The organism is Variovorax sp. GW460-12-1-14-LB1, from assembly GCF_059423605.1.
In genome coordinates this window covers 1-17,088 of sequence record NZ_JBWKYF010000029.1, presented here as the reverse complement: position 1 = coordinate 17,088, position 17,088 = coordinate 1, and the positions used below count along the sequence as shown (strand labels likewise).

15 protein-coding genes are annotated in these 17,088 nt (G+C 69.7%); 3 read left to right on the top strand and 12 right to left on the bottom strand.

Annotated features, from left to right (window positions below; translation table 11 throughout):
- The first annotated feature begins 2 nt into the window (after positions 1-2).
- Together AC07Y4_RS16315 and AC07Y4_RS16310 are read left to right on the top strand one after the other, a co-directional pair.
- Complete coding sequence (locus AC07Y4_RS16315; protein WP_487847627.1) at positions 3-965, top strand: PDR/VanB family oxidoreductase; 963 nt, start codon at positions 3-5, stop codon at positions 963-965.
- Entirely contained in the window at positions 962-1,612 is a 651-nt protein-coding gene (locus AC07Y4_RS16310; protein ID WP_487847628.1) for a TetR family transcriptional regulator C-terminal domain-containing protein, read from the top strand. The genes AC07Y4_RS16315 and AC07Y4_RS16310 overlap by 4 nt, the downstream gene beginning before the upstream one ends.
- Here the strand turns inward: AC07Y4_RS16310 and AC07Y4_RS16305 are convergent.
- From AC07Y4_RS16305 to mdeB, 10 genes are all read right to left on the bottom strand, one after another.
- Positions 1,605-2,072, bottom strand: coding sequence for a RidA family protein (locus tag AC07Y4_RS16305; RefSeq protein WP_062479653.1), 468 nt, complete (start codon positions 2,070-2,072; stop codon positions 1,605-1,607). The genes AC07Y4_RS16310 and AC07Y4_RS16305 overlap by 8 nt on opposite strands.
- Positions 2,069-3,274 (bottom strand): amidohydrolase family protein, encoded by a 1,206-nt coding sequence (locus AC07Y4_RS16300; protein WP_307582212.1) that lies wholly within the window; start codon positions 3,272-3,274, stop codon positions 2,069-2,071. Before AC07Y4_RS16300 ends, AC07Y4_RS16305 begins: the two co-directional genes overlap by 4 nt.
- Positions 3,271-4,089 carry a 2-oxo-tetronate isomerase gene (gene otnI, locus AC07Y4_RS16295; RefSeq protein WP_307695228.1) on the bottom strand — a complete coding sequence of 273 codons (819 nt, stop codon included), beginning with the start codon at positions 4,087-4,089 and terminating at the stop codon, positions 3,271-3,273. Before otnI ends, AC07Y4_RS16300 begins: the two co-directional genes overlap by 4 nt.
- A gap of 12 nt (positions 4,090-4,101) precedes the next feature.
- Positions 4,102-4,767 carry a class II aldolase/adducin family protein gene (locus AC07Y4_RS16290; RefSeq protein ID WP_070063255.1) on the bottom strand — a complete coding sequence of 222 codons (666 nt, stop codon included), beginning with the start codon at positions 4,765-4,767 and terminating at the stop codon, positions 4,102-4,104.
- Positions 4,764-6,035, bottom strand: a complete 1,272-nt coding sequence (gene otnK / locus AC07Y4_RS16285) for a 3-oxo-tetronate kinase (RefSeq protein ID WP_487847629.1) — start codon at positions 6,033-6,035, stop codon at positions 4,764-4,766. Before otnK ends, AC07Y4_RS16290 begins: the two co-directional genes overlap by 4 nt.
- A gap of 3 nt (positions 6,036-6,038) precedes the next feature.
- Positions 6,039-7,052 carry a D-erythronate dehydrogenase gene (denD, locus tag AC07Y4_RS16280; RefSeq protein ID WP_070063257.1) on the bottom strand — a complete coding sequence of 338 codons (1,014 nt, stop codon included), beginning with the start codon at positions 7,050-7,052 and terminating at the stop codon, positions 6,039-6,041.
- Positions 7,053-7,095: 43 nt separating this feature from the next.
- Entirely contained in the window at positions 7,096-8,022 is a 927-nt protein-coding gene (gene ltnD / locus AC07Y4_RS16275; protein WP_487847630.1) for an L-threonate dehydrogenase, read from the bottom strand.
- Positions 8,023-8,038: 16 nt separating this feature from the next.
- Positions 8,039-9,364: an MFS transporter gene (locus tag AC07Y4_RS16270; protein ID WP_487847631.1), complete on the bottom strand. Its 1,326-nt coding sequence runs from the start codon at positions 9,362-9,364 to the stop codon at positions 8,039-8,041.
- Between the two features lie 157 nt (positions 9,365-9,521).
- Positions 9,522-10,298: a FadR/GntR family transcriptional regulator gene (locus tag AC07Y4_RS16265; RefSeq protein ID WP_070063260.1), complete on the bottom strand. Its 777-nt coding sequence runs from the start codon at positions 10,296-10,298 to the stop codon at positions 9,522-9,524.
- Positions 10,299-10,372: 74 nt separating this feature from the next.
- Entirely contained in the window at positions 10,373-13,036 is a 2,664-nt protein-coding gene (mdeB, locus tag AC07Y4_RS16260) for an alpha-ketoglutarate dehydrogenase (protein WP_487847632.1), read from the bottom strand.
- 105 nt (positions 13,037-13,141) lie between these two features.
- Between mdeB and AC07Y4_RS16255 the strand changes: the two genes are divergently transcribed.
- Positions 13,142-13,615 carry an Lrp/AsnC family transcriptional regulator gene (locus AC07Y4_RS16255; protein WP_487847633.1) on the top strand — a complete coding sequence of 158 codons (474 nt, stop codon included), beginning with the start codon at positions 13,142-13,144 and terminating at the stop codon, positions 13,613-13,615.
- A 31-nt stretch (positions 13,616-13,646) separates the two neighbouring features.
- On the opposite strand, the gene AC07Y4_RS16250 is transcribed toward AC07Y4_RS16255, so the two are convergent.
- Positions 13,647-15,869, bottom strand: a complete 2,223-nt coding sequence (locus AC07Y4_RS16250; RefSeq protein ID WP_495274828.1) for a PhoX family protein — start codon at positions 15,867-15,869, stop codon at positions 13,647-13,649.
- Between the two features lie 161 nt (positions 15,870-16,030).
- A partial coding sequence (gene mltA / locus AC07Y4_RS16245) for a murein transglycosylase A (RefSeq protein WP_495274827.1) occupies positions 16,031-17,088 on the bottom strand: 1,058 nt, incomplete at its 5' end.

The following is a 17,088-nucleotide window of genomic DNA, read 5'->3' as shown; positions in this document are numbered from 1 at the left end:
CCATGAGCCTCGAACGCACGCTGACCGTCCGTGTCGAACGCATCTCGCGGCAGACGCCGGAAATCCTGGCCTTCGAGCTGACGCATCCGTGGGGCCGGCCGCTGCCCGGCTACGAGGCCGGCGCGCACATCGACGTGCACATGCCCGGCGGCTTCTCGCGCCAGTACTCGCTGGCGCGCGCGCCCTCGGGCAGCGGCGGCTACGTGATCGGCGTGAAGCGCGAGCACGCGAGCCGCGGCGGCTCGGCCTCGATGCACGAGCGCGTGCGCGAGGGCGACCTCATTGCGATCAGCGCGCCGCGCAACACCTTCCCGCTGCGCGCCGAGGCCCGGCGCCACCTGCTGCTGGCCGGCGGCATCGGCATGACGCCGCTGCTGGCCATGGCGCAGGCGCTGGCCGCACGCGGCGCCGACTTCACGCTGTGCGTGTTCGCGCGCAGCGAGGAGCACCTGGCCTTCGCCGAGGCGCTGCACGCGCCCGCGCTGGCACCGCACCTGAAGCTGCACCTGGACCAGGGCGACGCGACGCAACGCATCGACCTGCGCGCCCTGCTGGCCGAGCGCACACCCGACACGCACCTGTACGTGTGCGGCCCCGGCGGCTTCATGCAGGCGGTGCGCGAGGCCGCCGCGCACTGGCCCGAAGACGCGCTGCACACCGAGTACTTCGCCGCGCCCACCGGCACGGCCGCCGCCACCACGGGCCTGCCCTTCACGCTGAAGCTGGCGCGGCGCGGCATCGAAGTGCCGGTGGCGGCCGACCAGACCGCGGTCGATGCCTTGCACGAAGTGGGCATCGACATTCCCGTGTCGTGCCAGCAGGGCCTGTGCGGCACCTGCGTGGTCGAGGGCGACGGCGACGGCGCCGAGCACCGCGACTTCTGCCTCACGGGCACCGAGCGGCGCACCAAGGTGGCACTGTGCTGCTCGCGCGCCAAGGGCCCCGACCTGGTGCTGCAGCTGTGAGCGTGACGGACACCGACAGCGAAGCCCCCGTCACGCGCGGGCGTTCGCGCAAGTACACGCAGGTGCTGGGCCTCATCAACCAGGCCGCCATCGAGGTGTTCGCCAGCGAAGGGCTGGCCGGCGCGTCGACGCAGGCCATCGCCGACAAGGCGGGCCTGTCGAAGGCGCAGCTGCACTACTACATCGAGAGCAAGGAGGCGCTGTACCGCCAGGTGCTGCAGGACATCCTGACCGACTGGATCGTGGTGTTCGGCTTCAGCGACGAGGCCTTCGGCCCGCGCAAGGTGCTGGGCGACCTCATTCAGCGCAAGATGATGTTCTCGTTCGAGCACCCGCTGCGCTCGCGCATCTTCACGGCCGAGATGATGCGCGGCGCGCCCGTCATCAACAGCATGATGGACACGAGCAAGCAGCGCACCGACCAGGCCGCCGCCGTGATCCAGAACTGGATGAACCAGGGCCTCATGGACAAAGCCGACCCGATGCTGGTGCTGTTCCACATCTGGGCCGTGACGCAGTTCTACGCCGACCACGCCACGCAGGCCGCCTACTACCGCAACACGGCGCAGCAGGGCGACGACAAGGACCGCCGCTACCTGATCGAGCAGGTGACGGAGTTCCTGCTCAAGGGCGCGGGCGTCAAGTAGCCGCGCGCTGCGGCAGGTACATGGTGGCTTCGACTTCGACGAGCACCTCGTCGCCCGGCAGGAAGCGCGACACCTCGACCACCGTGCTCACCGGCGGCTCGCCCGGATAGAACAGGCCGCGCACGCGGTTGTAGAAGGCGTAGTGCGGCAGGTGGCGGAAGTACTGCACCAGCTTCACCACGTCTTCCATGGTGCCGCCGTGCTCGGCGGCGATCTGGCGGATGCGCTCCAGCACGAACCAGCTCTGCGCCACGATGGGCGCCTCGAAGATGTCGACCGACATCTGGCCCGTGGCATAGCCCACGCCCTGCAGCGCGGTGCGGGCTTCTTCCGGGATGGCGTCGTAGCCCGCCACCGCACGGCGCGTGGCCGGGTCGACGGCGACCACGCCGCTCATGAAGACGAAATCGCCGACGCGCTTGGCGGCGGCATAGTTGGCCATCGGCTTGCCCATGCTCATGGTGTGTTCTCCAGTGCCCGGCCTGCGCGGTAGACGGTGCGTTGCCGTCCGCGCGGGCCGATGAGTTCGTGTTCGTCGGTGGCGGCCAGCACCACCAGGTCGGCCGGGCAGCCCGGTGCGATGCGGCCGTCCCACGCGAGCCCCAGCGCCTTCGCGGGGTTCACGGTGATGGTGTCGAGCCAGTCGGCGGCGGGCGCCAGGTGCGCCATCTGCACGCCGAGGCCGAAGGTCTCGAGCAGGTCGTAGCTGCCGTAGGGATAGAAGGCGTCCTGCACGTTGTCGGTGGCCAGGCTGGCGCGCAGGCCGTGCGCCGCCGCCTCACGGATGCGCGTGATGCCGCGCGCCACGGGCGTGCGGTCCCACGCGCCCTGCAGGTAGAGGTTGGTGGTCGGCAGCGCGACCAGGTGCAGTCCGGCGCCGGCGCACAGCGTGAGCGTTTCGGCCGCCACCGCATCGTCCTGCACCGAGAGCGAGCAGGCGTGGCCGCAGACCACGCGGCCCTTGAAGTCGCGCGCGCGCACCAGCTGCGCGATGCTGCGCAGGCCGCTGGCGTCGGTGTCCAGGCCTTCGTCGACGTGGAAGTCCAGCCCCAGCCCGTGCTGCTGCGCGAGGTCGAACACGCGGCCCAGCTTGGCGAAGAGGCCGTCGTTGCGGTAGATGAACGCGCCCAGTGATCCGCCCGCGCGCTTCACGTCGCGCGCGATGCGCTCGCCGGCGGCGAGGTCGGCGAACACGTCGAGCGGCACGAGCGCGACGAACTGCAGTTCGATGCGGCCGGCCCACTCTTCGCGCAGCGCCTCGAACACGGCCAGCGCAGCCGGCGGCTCGGGCTCGACCCAGTCCAGGTGCGTGCGCAGCGCGCGCGTGCCGGCGCGCCAGGCCTCGTGCAGCGCACGCTCCATGCGCAGGCGCAGCGAGGCGCCGGTCCAGCTCGCGCGGTGGCGGCCCATGCGTTCGATGGCGGTGAACAGGTCGCCCTGCGCGGCGCCGACGTCCTGCACGGTGAAGTTCTTGTCGATGTGCGCGTGCGCCTCGACGAGCGCGCTCAGCAGCGTGCCGCGCGCCTGGGTCTGCGAGGCGCTGGGCGCGATGGCCGCGACCTTGTCGCCGTCGATCGTGACGTCGAAGACCTGCGCATCGCCCGCTGCAGCAAAGCCCCGCAGCGGCGCCGGAATGCGCAGCGCTTCGAGCGTCGTCGTCATGCGCGCTGGCGCCAGTCGCGCAGCCAGCCCAGGCCGGCCGAGGTGCCGCCGGGCTCCATGCCGCGGCGCGGGCGGTACTCGCAACCGACCCAGCCTTGCCAGCCGCACTGCGCCGACACCTCGTCGATCACGCCGAAGAGGTAGTCGTAGTTCTGCTCGCCCACATCGGGCTCGTGGCGCTCGGGCACGCCCGCGATCTGCAGGTGGCCGACGCGGCCGGTCGGCAGGTACTGGCGCAGCTTCATCGCCACGTCGCCTTCGACGATCTGGCAGTGGTACAGGTCCATCTGCACCTTGAGGTTGGCGGCGCCCACGGTCTCGACGATCTGGTGCGCGTGGTCCTGGCGGTTGAGAAAGAAGCGCGGAATGTCGCGCGTGTTGATCGGCTCGATCAGCACGTCGCGCCCGGCCTTCGCAGCCTCGGCCGCGGCCCAGCGCAGGTTCCCGACATAGACGGCCTCTGCCGCCTCGCGCGTGAGGCCTTCGGGCACGAGGCCGGCCATGACGTGGATGCGCGGGCAGTCGAGCGCCACGGCGTAGTCGATGGCCTTGGCGATGCCTTCGCGGAACTCGCCCTCGCGCCCCGGCAGGCAGGCCAGGCCGCGTTCGCCGCCGGCCCAGTCGCCGGGCGGGCCGTTGAACAGCACCTGCTGCAGGCCGTTGTGCTTCAGGCGGGCGACGATGTCTTCCTTGCTGAAGTCGTAGGGAAAGAGGTACTCGACGGCCTGGAAGCCGTCTTTCGCGGCGGCGTCGAAGCGGTCGAGAAATGCGAGCTCCGGATAGAGCATCGAGAGGTTGGCGGCGAATTGGGGCATGGGGTGTTTGTACTACCAGCGCGCACCGAAAGTGCGGCGCAGTTCATCGATCTGGTCGGGGGCGAGCGGTGCGGGCCGGGTGGCCTGCGTGAGCATCTGCAGGCGGGCGGTTTCTTCCAGCTCTTCGAGCACGGCCATCGCGGCGGCCGGCGTCTCGTGCCAGACGTTGGGGCCCAGGCGCGCGAGCATCGCCGCGCGGATCGGCGTGCCGGCCGCGCCGTAGCGCGCGATGGTCTGCGCCACCTGCTCGGCCGCCTCGGGCGCGCCGGGACGGTGGTACGGGATGACCGGCACATGGCCGACCTTCATCACGAAGTAGGGCGTGAGCGCGGGCAGCAGTTCGGCTTGCGGGTTGCCCAGGGTCAAGGCGACGCAGTGCGTGCTGTGCGTGTGGATCACGCAGGCCGTGGCGGCATCGAAGCCGCGCGCGGCGGCGTAGATGCGCGTGTGCAGCGCGATGGTCTTGCTGGCGCGGTCGCCGCCCGTCTGCTGGCCTTGGGCATCGAGCCGTGCAAGCCGCGCGGGGTCGAGAAAACCCAGGCAGGCGTCGGTCGGCGTGATGAGAAAGCCGTCGTCCAGCCGCACACTGATGTTGCCGGCCGTGGCGTGCACGTAGCCGCGCTCGAACAGGCTGCGGCCGACGCGGCAGATTTCGTCGCGGGCTTCGTTCTCGGTCATGCGAGCACTGTAAAAGCTTTGGTGAAGAAATCGTCGCTGCCGAAGTTGCCCGACTTCAGCGTGATGTGCAGCCCCGCTTCGGGCGCCGCATCGCAGCGCGCATGGCACCACGGCACGCCGGGGTCGATCTGCGGACCGATCTGCATCTGCGCGATGCCCAGCGCCTGCACGCAGGCGCCCGAGGTCTCGCCGCCGGCCACCACCAGCTGGTGCACGCCGCGCTCGACCAGGCCGCGCGCAATGGCGGCGATGGTGCGTTCGACCATCGCACCGGCTTCTTCCACGCCGAGCCGCCCCTGCACCGACTTCACGGCACCGGCTTCGGCGGTCGAGTAGACGAGCACGGGGCCCTTGTCGATGAGCGGCGCGGCCCAGGCCAGCACTTCGGCCGTCACGTCCACGCCCGCCGCGATGCGCAGCGGGTCGATGGCCATGGCCGCGCCGCCGCGCTGGATGAAGTCGAGCACCTGCCGATTGGTGGCCAGCGAGCAGCTGCCCGACACCACCGCGGTCTTGCCGCCGGCCTTCGGCAGCGCGCTGGCCTGCGACGACGGCGCGAGGCCGAAGTTGGCCGGCAGGCCGATGGCCACGCCCGAGCCCGCCGTGAGCAGCGGCAGCTTCGCGAGCGCCGGGCCCATGCGCAGCAGGTCGTCGTTCGACACCGCATCGACGATGGCGATCGACACGCCCTCGGCCTTCAGCTGCGCGATGCGTTCTTCGATGGCCGCTGCGCCGCGTGCGACCACCGCGTGGTCGATGAGGCCCACCTTGCGCGTGCACTGCGCCTGCAGCACGCGCACGAGGTTCGGGTCGGTCATCGGCGTGAGCGGATGGTTCTGCATGCCGCTCTCGTTGAGCAGCACGTCGCCCGCGAACAGGTAGCCCTTGAACACGGTGCGCTTGTTGTCGGGGAAGGCCGGCGTGGCGATGGTGAAGTCGCACTGCAGCGCCTCCATCAGCGCCTCGGCCACGGGGCCGATGTTGCCCTGGGCCGTGCTGTCGAAGGTGGAGCAGTACTTGAAGTAGATCTGCTGCGCGCCCTGCGCCTGCAGCCAGCGCAGCGCGTCGAGCGACTGCGCGATGGCCTCGGCCGGCGCGATGGTGCGCGACTTGAGCGCGACCACGACCGCATCCACGTCCGCATCGAGCGGGCCGACGGGCACGCCAATGGTCTGCACCACGCGCATGCCGGCGCGCACGAGGTTGTTGGCCAGGTCGGTGGCGCCGGTGAAGTCGTCGGCGATGCAGCCGAGCACGAGCTTCGCCATCGCTCAGCCCTTCAGCGCCAGCGTGACCGCCTGCGCGTTCTCGCGCACGTAGTCGCGCAGGATGGCGTCGAAGCTGGCGTCGGCCTTCAGGCCCAGCGCCTCGGCGCGCGCCGCGTGGATGCGGCTGGGCCAGCTGGTGACGATCTTCGCGATGGCGGCGTCGGGCTCCCAGTCGATGAGGGCGGTGGCCTCGGTGCCGGCGATGCGCTCGAGCGCCTGCGCCATCTCGCGCACGGTGGTGGTCAGCGCGGGCAGGTTGACCGCGGTGCGCGCGCCCCATTCGGCGGCGCCGGCGGTGGCCGCGCGCACGATGCCGGCGACCGTGTTGCCGGGCGAGGCCAGCGCGACCGGCGTCTCGGGGGCCACGGGGCAGCGTGCGCGCACGCCGGCCAACGGCTCGCGCAGCATGCCGCTCAGGAAGCTGGAGGCCGCGCCGTTCGGACGGCCCGGGCGCACCGACACCGTCATGAGCCGCACGTTGCGGCCCTGCACGAAGCCCTTGCGCGTGTAGTCGGCCACCAGCTGCTCGCCGATGAACTTCTGGATGCCGTAGCTGTTCTGCGGCGTGGGCAGCGTGGTGTCTTCGATCACCGCGGGCAGGCGCTGCTCGGGCGAATCGCCGAAGACGGCGACGGAGCTGGAGAACACGAACACGGGTGCATGGCCGGCACTGCGGCAGGCGTCGAGCAGGGCGCGCGTGGTGTCCAGGTTGCTGCGCATGCCGAGGTCGAAGTCGGCCTCGCACTCACCACTCACGGCGGCGGCGAGGTGGAACACGGCGTCGGTGTCGGCCAGCGGCAGCGCGCCGTTGGCGGCTTGCTCGTACAGGTCGCCCTGCACGAACTGGATGCGCGCGTCGGCCGCGAGGTCGGCGGGCGGCGGCACGCGGTCGGCGAGCGTGATGCGTGCGATGTCTTGAGGCTGGCCGCCGGCCAGTGCGAGCGGGCCGCCGGCGAGCAGGGTGCGGGCGAGGCGGGCGCCGAGGAAGCCGCAGCCGCCGGTGATGAGAACGTTCATGGTGTGTGTCTTTCCTGGGTCGGTGGAGCGCAGACGCTCGATGCTATTTTTTCGATTCTTTCGCAGCAGGCAGTTCGATGCCCGGGAAGATCTTGATGACCGCGCTGTCGTCTTCGCGCGCGAAGCCGGCCGTGGAGGCCTGCATGAACATCTGGTGCGCGGTGGACGACAGCGGCAGCGGAAACTTGCTGGCGCGCGCCACGTCGAGCACCAGGCCCAGGTCCTTCACGAAGATGTCGACGGCCGACAGCGGCGTGTAGTCGCCCGCGAGCACGTGGGCCATGCGGTTCTCGAACATCCAGCTGTTGCCGGCGCTGTGGGTGATGACCTCGTACAGCGCGTCGGGGTTCACGCCTTCGCGCAGGCCCAGTGCCATGGCTTCGGCCGCGGCGGCGATGTGCACGCCGGCCAGCAGCTGGTTGATGACCTTCACCTTGCTGCCCGCGCCGGCCGAATCGCCCAGGCGGTAGACCTTGGCGGCCATGGCGTCGAGCATGGCGCCGGCCTTCTCGTAGGCGGCGGGGGTGCCGGCGGTCATCATCGTCATCTGGCCGCTCGCGGCCTTGGCGGCGCCGCCGGAGATCGGCGCATCGAGGTACAGGATGCCCTGCTGCGCGAGGCGCGCTTCGAGCGCCACCGACCAGTTCGGGTCGACGGTGGAGCACATCACGAACAGGCTGCCGGGCTTCATCGATGCCGCGCAGCCGGGCGTGGTGCCGTCGCCGAACAGCACCGACTCGGTCTGCGCCGCGTTGACGACCACGCTGACCACGATGTCGCACTGCGCGCCGAGCACGGCCAGCGTGTCGCAGGCGGTGCCGCCTTCGCGCGCGAAGGCTTCGGCGACGCCGGGGCGCACGTCGAACACATGCGGTGCATGGCCCGCGCGGCGCAGCGATTGCGCCATGCCGCTGCCCATGGCGCCCAGGCCCACGAGGCCGACGACGGGGGTGTTGGAAGAAGAAGTCATGTCGTGCGTCCTTCGATCAACGGTTGACCAACTGCTTGGGCGTGAGCCACACGCCGATGGCACCGAGCACCAGCGCGCCGGCCAGCACGTACATGCCGATCTGCGTGCTGCCCGTGAGGTCCTTCAGGTAGCCGATGAGGTACGGGCTCACGAAGCCCGCGAGGTTGCCCACCGAGTTGATGACCGCGATACCCGCGGCCGCCGCCGTGCCCGAGAGGAAGGCGGTGGGCAGCGACCAGAACAGCGGCGCGCAGGTGAGCACGCCGGCTGCGGCGAGCGACAGGAAGGTCAGCGACACGACCGTGTTCTGCGTGTACGAGGCCGCGACCGTGAAGCCCACGGCGCCCATCATCGCGGGGATGATCAGGTGCCAGCGGCGTTCGCGGCGCGCGTCGGCACTGCGGCCGAACAGGTTCATCGCGACGATCGCGCACAGGAACGGAATGGCGCTGAGCAGGCCGATGTTGAAGTTGCCCTGCACGCCCGTGGCCTTCACCAGCGTGGGCAGCCAGAAGGTCAGCGCGTACTGGCCCATGACGAAGGCGAAGTAGATGAGCGCCATCCACCACACGCGCGCGTCGCGGAACATCGCGCCCACCGAATGCGGGCCCTTGGCGCCGTGCGCCTGGTCGCGGTCGACCTCGCGCTGCAGCAGCTGCTTCTCTTCAGGCGAGAGCCAGCGCGCGTGCTTGATGCCGTTGTCCAGGTAGAACAGCACCATCACGCCCACCAGCACGGCGGGAATGGCTTCGATGATGAACATCCACTGCCAGCCGTGCATGGCCGACACGCCGTGGAAGGCGTCCATGATCCAGCCCGACAGCGGGTTGCCGAAGATGCCCGCCACGGGAATCGCCGACATGAACACCGCAATGATCCGCGCGCGCCGGTGCGACGGGTACCAGTGCGTCAGGTACAGGATCACGCCGGGATAGAAGCCCGCCTCGGCCACGCCGAGCAGGAAGCGCAGGATGTAGAAGCTGGTCGGCGTTTCCACGAACACGAAGCAGGCCGACAGCAGGCCCCAGGTGATCATGATCCGCGCGATCCACACGCGCGCGCCCACGCGGTTGAGCAGCAGGTTGCTGGGCACTTCGAACAGGAAGTAGCCCAGGAAGAAGATGCCGGCGCCCAGGCCGAACACGGTTTCGCTGAAGCCGAGGTCCGCGCCCATCTGCAGCTTGGCGAAGCCGACGTTCACGCGGTCGAGGTACGCGACCACGTAGCAGAGCATCAGGAAGGGCACGAGGCGCCAGAACACCTTGGCGTAGGCGCGTTTCTCGAGCGCGGCGTCGGGCGCGTCAGCCGCGAGGGGCGCACCGGCCTGGAGGGTGGAAGTCATTGGGAGGGAGTCCGCTGGATGAAAAAACGGGGTCGTCCCGTCACCCTGCGGCGCGGTCGCCCCTTACTTGTCAGGTCATCATACAAATTTAAGACAAGCTCCCGGATACGGGATAACCCGCACATGCTGCCCCTGCCGGAAATTTGTGAGCGTGGGCTTACTTGCCCGCAGGCCAGCCTTCGACCAGGGGTCGGGCGAGCTGGGCGCCTTCCTGCTGCCAGAAGGCCGGGTCGGCCTGCTCGATGCGGCGGATGGCGTTGTCCATGTGCGCCTTGGCGGCTTCGCGCGCGGCCAGCGGGTCGCCGGCGTCGATCGCCTCGACGATGCGCGCGTGCTCCTGCGCCACTTCGCGCACGAAGTCGGCGCGGCGCGCCTCGTTGGCGCGCGTGACGCGGGTGGCGCCATGCAGGAACTGCCGCAGGTACTGCAGCGTCCCGATGAGGAAGGGGTTGCGCGCGGCCTCGGCGATGGCGCGGTGAAAGCGCACGTCCTCGTCGGCCCCGTTGCCGCCCATCGACACCGCCGCATGCAGCGCATCGATGGCGTCGCGGATGCGCAGCATGTCCTCGGGCGTGCGGCGCTCGGCCGCGAGCGCGGCCACCTCGGCCTCGAGCGCACGGCGCAGCTCGACCATCTGCACCACCGCTTCGCGCGACGCCACATGCGGCATCTCGAAGCGCAGCGGCTCCACGCCCGCAGCGCGCACGTACACGCCGCTGCCCTGGCGCGAATCGACCAGCCCGAGCGACTTGAGCCGCGACACCGCCTCGCGCACCACCGTGCGGCTCACGCCGAACTGGGTGGCCAACGCGGTCTCGGTGGGCAGCCGGTCGCCTTCCGACAGGCGCCCGCTGCGCACCTCGGCCACGAGCGCTTCCGCCACCTGGTCGGCCAGGCGGACGGCGGGAGCGAGGGACTGGAAGCGGGCGGTCATGGGCGCGGGAAGGCGGTGGGGCCTGCGACTCTAACGCAGGCACCGCACCGTCACGCCGCATGGCCGCGCTGGCTTCAGGCGCCGAGCGCGTGGCGCGCGGCCCGCGCGATGCTCGCTGCGTCCACGCCGAAGAAACCGCGCAGCGCGGCGCGCGTGTCGCTGCGACCGAAGCCGTCGGTGCCCAGCGTGAGGTAGCGGCGGCCTTCGGGCAGGAAGGCGCGCACGCTCTCGGGCAGGGCGCGCACGTAGTCGGTGGCGGCGACGATCGGGGCCTTGCTGCCGCCCTTGCCCAGTTGCTGCGCGACGAAAGGCGTGCCGGCATTCTTCTCGCCGGCCAGCGCACGCTGCTCGCAGGCCTGGCCGTCGCGCGCGAGTTCGCTCCAGCTCGTGACGCTGAACACCTCGGCCGCGATGCCTTCGTCGACCAGCAGCTGCGCGGCCTTGATGACCTCGGTGAGGATCGCGCCCGAGCCCAGCAGCGTGACGCTTTGCTTCGCCTTGCCCGATGCCGGTGCATACGTGCCGAAGCGGTAGCAGCCGCGCAGGATGTCGGTCTCCGCGCCGGCCGGCAGGTCGGGCTGCGCGTAGTTCTCGTTCATGAGCGTGACGTAATAGAACACGTCCTGCTGCTCGACCATCATCTCGCGGATGCCCGCGTCGACGATGACGGCCATCTCGCCCGCGAAGGCCGGGTCGTAGGCCTTGCAGTTGGGAATGGTCGCGGCCACGAGGTGGCTGCTGCCGTCCTGGTGCTGCAGGCCTTCGCCGCCGAGCGTGGTGCGCCCCGACGTGGCGCCCAGCAGGAAGCCGCGCGCGCGCTGGTCGGCCGCCGCCCAGATGGCGTCGCCCACGCGCTGGAAGCCGAACATCGAGTAGTAGATGTAGAACGGCAGCATCGCCAGGCCGTGCACGCTGTAGCTGGTGGCCGCGGCCGTCCAGCTGGCGATGGCGCCGGCCTCGCTGATGCCCTCTTCGAGGATCTGGCCGTCGGTGGCTTCGCGATAGCTCAGCACCGAGCCGATGTCTTCCGGCGCATAGCGCTGGCCCACGCTCGAATAGATGCCCACCTGCTTGAACAGGTTGGCCATGCCGAAGGTGCGCGCCTCGTCGGCCACGATGGGCACGATGCGCGGGCCCAGGGCCTTGTCCTTCATGAGGTTGCCCAGCATGCGCACGAAGGCCATGGTGGTGCTCATCTCCTTGCCGGCCGCCGCCGTGGCGAACTGCGCGTAGGCCGCGATGTCGGGCTTGGGCACGACGTCGCAGGCGGTCTCGCGGCGCGGCATGGCGCCGCCGAGCGCTTCGCGGTGCTGGCGCAGGTAGCGCATCTCGGCGCTGTCTTCGGCCGGGCGGTAGAAGTCCATCGCGGTGGCCTGCGCGTCGGTGAGCGGCAGGTTGAAGCGGTCGCGGAACTCGATGAGGTCGACGTCGCCCATCTTCTTGTGCGAGTGCGTGGTCATCTTGCCCTGCGCGGCGCTGCCCATGCCGTAGCCCTTCTTGGTGTGGGCCAGGATCACGGTGGGCTGCCCCTTGTGGGCAGCAGCGGCGGCGTACGCGGCATGGATCTTCACGAGGTCGTGACCGCCGCGCTTCAGGCGGTCGATCTGCTCGTCGGTCATGCCTTCGGCCAGGCGCGCGAGCTCGGGGTTCTGGCCGAAGAAGTTGTCGCGGTTGAAGCGGCCGTCCTTGGCGGCGAAGGTCTGCATCTGGCCGTCGACGGTTTCGGCGAACACGCGCGCGAGTGCGCCGCTCACGTCCTGCGCGAACAGGCCGTCCCAGTCGCTGCCCCACACGAGCTTGACGACGTTCCAGCCGGCACCGGCAAAGAGCTTTTCGAGCTCGTCGATGATGCGGCCGTTGCCGCGCACCGGGCCATCGAGGCGCTGCAGGTTGCAGTTGACGACCCACACGAGGTTGTCGAGCTTTTCGCGCGCGGCGAGCGTCAATGCGCTCATCGATTCGGGCTCGTCCATCTCGCCGTCGCCGAACACGCCCCAGACCTTGCGGCCTTCGCAGTTCAGCAGGTTGCGGTGCGTGAGGTAGCGCATGAAGCGCGCGTGGTAGATCGAGCTGATGGGGCCGATGCCCATCGAGCCGGTGGGGAACTGCCAGAAGTCCGGCATCAGGTACGGGTGCGGATAGCTGCACAGCCCGCGCGCGCCGCTGCCGTTCACGAACGCCGGCGCAGTGAGTTCCTGGCGGTAGTGGTTCAGGTCTTCTTCGCTCAGGCGGCCTTCGAGGTAGGCCCGCGCATACACGCCGGGCGCGCTGTGCGGCTGGAAGAACACGAGGTCGCCGCGGTGCGCCGGGCTGCGCGCATGGAAGAAGTGGTTGAAGCCGGTCTCGAACAGGTCGGCCGCGCTCGCGTAGCTGGCGATGTGGCCGCCGAGTTCGCCGTACGCCTGGTTGGCCTTGGCCACCATGGCGAGCGCGTTCCAGCGCATGAGCGAGGCGAGCTTTTCCTCGACGGCAAGGTCACCCGGAAACGGCGGCTGGTCGGCCGCAGCGATGGTGTTGACGTACGGCGTGGCCAGCTCGGGCTGCCAGCCGATGCGCTGCTGCCGCGCCAGGCGCGCCAGCTCGGCCAGCATCTGGCGCGCGCGCTGCGGACCTTGCGTCTGCGCCAGCGCCAGGAAGGCGTCGCGCCATTCGGCGGTCTCTTCGGGGTCGGGGTCGTGCGACGGCGGCGTGTCGAGCAACAGGGCGCGCATCTGGTCGGCGGAGATCGGGGCGTTCATGCCAGCACTTTAAGCCGCCTTGCGGAAAATTAGCTACCGGCACCAACGACTTCATGGCTATTCGAAAGCATAAAATGCCGCAACCCAAGCGCTTCACGGAATTTCATGGAACTCGATGCCATCGACCTGCGCATTCTCGACGAGCTGCAACGCGACGGCGCCCTGTCGAACGTCGAACTGGCGCGCCGCGTGCACCTGTCGCCCTCGCCCTGCCTGGCGCGCGTGAAGGTGCTGGAGGCCAGCGGCGTGATCGACCGTTATGTGGCGCTGGCGAACGCCAAGGCGCTGGGCCTGGGGCTCAACGTGTTCATCTCGATCAGCCTGACCACGCAGAGCAAGCAGTCGCTGGCCGACTTCGAGCAGCGCATCGCCGAGCACGACGAGGTGATGGAGTGCTACCTGATGACCGGCGACAGCGACTACCTGATCCGCATCGCCGTGGCCGACATGGCGGCGCTGGAGCGCTTCATCATGGAGCAGCTCACGCCGATTCCGGGGATCGAGAAGATCCGCTCGAGCTTTGCGCTCAAGCAGGTCAGATACAAAACGGCGCTGCCGTTGCCAGCAGCGCCGTTGTAATCGGCACGCCCCCGACGGGGCGGAAAGAAACTCAGAGACCGATCAGGCCGCCGTCGTTCTTGGTGATGACCACGGTGGCCGAGCGCGGGCGGCTGCTGCCACCGTCCGGCCAGTGGCTGATCGGCGTTTCGTCCTTCTTCGAACCTTCACCCGGATGCTGGATGTTCACGAACAGCGCGCGGCCGTCGCCCGACTCGGCGATGCCGGTGAGTTCGCAGTCCTTCGGGCCGACCAGGAAGCGGCGCAGGCCTTCCGTGCCGGGAGCCTTGCCCACGAAGGTGTTCTGCGTGCGCGTGGTGCTGGTCGCGGCATCGACGTTGGTGATCACCTTCGCACCGCCGTCGCCCACCTTGCCGGGCAGTGCGGCCAGCAGCATGCAGTTGGTGACGTCGGTGTAGGCGCCGTCGTCGGTCTGCAGCCAGAGCAGGCCGGGGGCGGCGTGGCTGAACCACATGCCGTCAGGGCTGGACAGGTCGTTGTCTGCGGTGAGCTGCGAGAGGTTGACGTCGGCCGACGCCGTCGAGCGCGCGGCGAAGAGATACACGTCCCACTTGAAGCGCAGCGAGGTCGGGTCGGCGTTCTCGTCCGCGAAGCGCACGATGTGGCCGTTCGGATTGCCCAGCTGCGGTGCGTTGGCGGTCGTCCTGTCGTCGTAGTAGCGCGGGTTGGAGGCGCTGGTCTTGCCGATCGGGCGAGAGGCGGCGTTGGTGTTGGTCAGCGTCACGTAGACGTCGCCGGTCTTCGGGTTGACGGCGGTCCACTCGGGGCGGTCCATCTTGGTCGCGCCGGCGGCGTCGGCAGCCAGGCGGGCGTTGGTCACCACGTCGGCCGCATCGGCGAAGGCGTATTTGTCGTAGTTCGAGGTGATGTTGTTCACGCCGACCTTGAGCTCGAGCCACACGCCCGTGCCGTCTTCGTCGAAACGGGCCACATAGAGGCGGCCGTCGTCCATGTACTTGTCGCCCGCGGCCATGCCGCCGCCGATGTCGGCCGCGTCCCAGTTCTTGGTGGAGACGAACTTGTAGATGTACTCGTTGCGCGAGTCGTCGCCCATGTACCAGACCAGCGGCTTGCCGACCACGACCGGGCCGAGGCAGGCGCCTTCGTGGCCGAAGCGGCCGAGTGCGGTGCGCTTCTTCGGCGTGCTGGTGGGGTTGAACGGATCGATCTCGACCACCCAGCCGTAGGTGTTGTGGCCGTTGCGGTAGTCGTCGGTGGCCGAGGCGCCGAGGACTTCGGTGTTCCAGCGGCCGTACTGGCCGTCGGCGGTGTCGGGCGTGACGGTGGCCCAGAGTTCGCGGCCGGTGCTGGCCACGCCGTAGCGGCTGAAGCTCGCGAGTTCCTTCGCCGAGCGCTTGCTGTCGTCGGTTCCCTTGATGCGGCGGAAGTAGCCGGCCCAGTTCTCTTCGCAGGTGAGGTACGTGCCCCACGGCGTGGTGCCGTTGGCGCAGTTGTTGAGCGTGCCGCGGGTCTTGCTGCCGTCGGTCGAGTACTTGGTCTTCAGGTAGTCGGTCTTGGCGGCCGGGCCCGAGAACTGCATGTCGGTGAGCGTGTGGACGCGGCGGTTGAAGCTCGAATCCTGCTTGTAGCTCCAGCTGCTGCCGGTCTTGTTGACCTCGACCACGCTCACGCCGTGCAGGTAGAACTCGCGCTTCACTTCATCGGCGACGGTGCGCACACCGCCCACGATGGTCTGGCCGTCCGGGTGCAGGAACAGGGGCGTGATGGCTTCGTGGTTCATCACCAGCAGGCCGCGCGTGGCGTTGGCCGGGTCCCACTTGTTCGTGGCGTTGACGCCGAAGAAGGTCATGCCGTCGTGGTGGTCGCCGGCGCGGCGGTCATAGGTGGCCGGATCATCCGTGCCGTCGTTCTTGTACGCGGCCACGCCGGCGGCGATCGGGTCGCCCAGGCGGTAGAGCACGCTGGCGGTGTAGCCGGCGGGCACGGTCACGACGTCGTCGAGGCTCTTGGCCACGGGGTTGAAGCCCAGCTTCAGCGGCGTGGGCGACGGGGCGGGGGCCGGTGCGGGAGCCGGTGCAGGCGGAATGATGGGGAAGGCTGCGCCGCCACCACCGCTGCCGCCACCGCAGGCCTGCAGCAGTGCGGTGCCGGCGGTACCGACGCCCAGGCCGAACAGATGGCGGCGGCTCAGGCGCGACGCGACCAGGTCGGTGAAGGACGGGTTCGGGGAATCGTTGGTGCCGACATCGTCGAGATCGACGCCGTGGGCGTCCGTGCGGGTGTTTGCGGTCATGCGCAATATCTTTCGTGGGTTGGGATTGAAACCAGCCCGCGAAGTTAGGCACTTCGCATGACATGCGCGTGAAACGCTCGGCCGTTGGTTGGGGTACGGCGAGATTTCGTCAAAAAACCTTCACGCCCGCGCCACACATTGCAGGGCGGACGCGGCGCCCCTCAGGGCGCCGGCAGTTGCCTCGGCCACAACGCCCACAACCGCAGCGGCTGGTTCACGCTCGCGGCCAGCCGGCCGGCCTCCGCGCCGGTGCCGGCGAAGTAGTCGGCGCGCACGGCGCCCAGGATGGCGCTGCCGGTGTCCTGCGCCACCACCAGCTTCTGCAGCTGCGCGGTCGGGCCGTTCGATGCGAGCCACACCGGCGTGCCGTAGGGAATGCTCTCGCGGTCCACCGCGATGGAGCGCCCCGCCGTCAGCGGCACGCCTTGCGCGCCGCGCGGGCCGAAGGCGGCGTCGAGTTCGCTCATCGTCTCTTCGCGGAAGAACACGTAGCGCGGATTGCTCCACAGCAGCTGCGACACGCGCTGCGGGTTCTGCGCCACCCAGGCCTTGGTGTCGTCGGGCCACTTGCCGACCTTGGCGACGCCCTGGCTCATCAACCACTGTTGCACGCTGCGGTACGGCTGCTCGTTGGTGGCCGCGTAGGCCACGCGCACGGTGTGCTGGTAGCCGTTGGCCTCGGTGATGCGCAAGCGGCCCGAGCCCTGGATGTGCAGCATCAGCGCGTCGATGGGGTCGGCCATCCAGGCGATCTCGCGACCGCGCAGCGCGGCCTGGGCCTCGGGCAGGGTCTCGATCTCCTGGCGCGTGAACCACGGGCGCTTGGGCACGAGGCCGTCGGGCGTCTGGTACAGCGGCACGCTGAAGCCGGCCGAGGGCACGCGCGAGGCCTCGTACACGGGCTCGTAGTAGCTGGTGAGCTTGCCTTCGCTCTGGCCCGCGAGCGATTCGACGCGGTAGGGCTGCAGCCGGTCGGTCATCCAGCGGCGCTGCTCCTCGGGCGTGGCGATGGCGAGCTGGCGCACCTCGCGGCACAGCGGCGCGAAGGCGGCGTTGGGGCGTGCGCAGTTGGCCAGCAGCGCGATCCACGCCTCATGCAGCGGGTCTTCGCTGAAGCCCGGCAGTTCGGACCAGCCCACGGGCACCCAGCGGCTTTTCGGATGCGCGAGCGATCCGGTCAGCGGACCGAGGTCGCGCGGCGGGGTGACGGTGGGTCGGG

What these genes read in the sequence shown, in the direction of transcription:
- AC07Y4_RS16300 (WP_307582212.1), bottom strand. Translation starts at nt 3,274, where the DNA reads ATGACGACGACGCTCGAAGCGCTGCGCATTCCGGCGCCGCTGCGGGGC.
- AC07Y4_RS16265 (WP_070063260.1), bottom strand. Translation starts at nt 10,298, where the DNA reads ATGACCGCCCGCTTCCAGTCCCTCGCTCCCGCCGTCCGCCTGGCCGAC.
- mdeB (WP_487847632.1), bottom strand. Translation starts at nt 13,036, where the DNA reads ATGAACGCCCCGATCTCCGCCGACCAGATGCGCGCCCTGTTGCTCGAC.
- otnK (WP_487847629.1), bottom strand. Translation starts at nt 6,035, where the DNA reads ATGGCGAAGCTCGTGCTCGGCTGCATCGCCGACGACTTCACCGGCGCC.
- AC07Y4_RS16290 (WP_070063255.1), bottom strand. Translation starts at nt 4,767, where the DNA reads ATGACCGAGAACGAAGCCCGCGACGAAATCTGCCGCGTCGGCCGCAGC.
- AC07Y4_RS16270 (WP_487847631.1), bottom strand. Translation starts at nt 9,364, where the DNA reads ATGACTTCCACCCTCCAGGCCGGTGCGCCCCTCGCGGCTGACGCGCCC.
- AC07Y4_RS16250 (WP_495274828.1), bottom strand. Translation starts at nt 15,869, where the DNA reads ATGACCGCAAACACCCGCACGGACGCCCACGGCGTCGATCTCGACGAT.
- AC07Y4_RS16305 (WP_062479653.1), bottom strand. Translation starts at nt 2,072, where the DNA reads ATGAGCATGGGCAAGCCGATGGCCAACTATGCCGCCGCCAAGCGCGTC.
- denD (WP_070063257.1), bottom strand. Translation starts at nt 7,052, where the DNA reads ATGAACGTTCTCATCACCGGCGGCTGCGGCTTCCTCGGCGCCCGCCTC.
- ltnD (WP_487847630.1), bottom strand. Translation starts at nt 8,022, where the DNA reads ATGACTTCTTCTTCCAACACCCCCGTCGTCGGCCTCGTGGGCCTGGGC.
- AC07Y4_RS16255 (WP_487847633.1), top strand. Translation starts at nt 13,142, where the DNA reads ATGGAACTCGATGCCATCGACCTGCGCATTCTCGACGAGCTGCAACGC.
- AC07Y4_RS16315 (WP_487847627.1), top strand. Translation starts at nt 3, where the DNA reads ATGAGCCTCGAACGCACGCTGACCGTCCGTGTCGAACGCATCTCGCGG.
- otnI (WP_307695228.1), bottom strand. Translation starts at nt 4,089, where the DNA reads ATGCCCCAATTCGCCGCCAACCTCTCGATGCTCTATCCGGAGCTCGCA.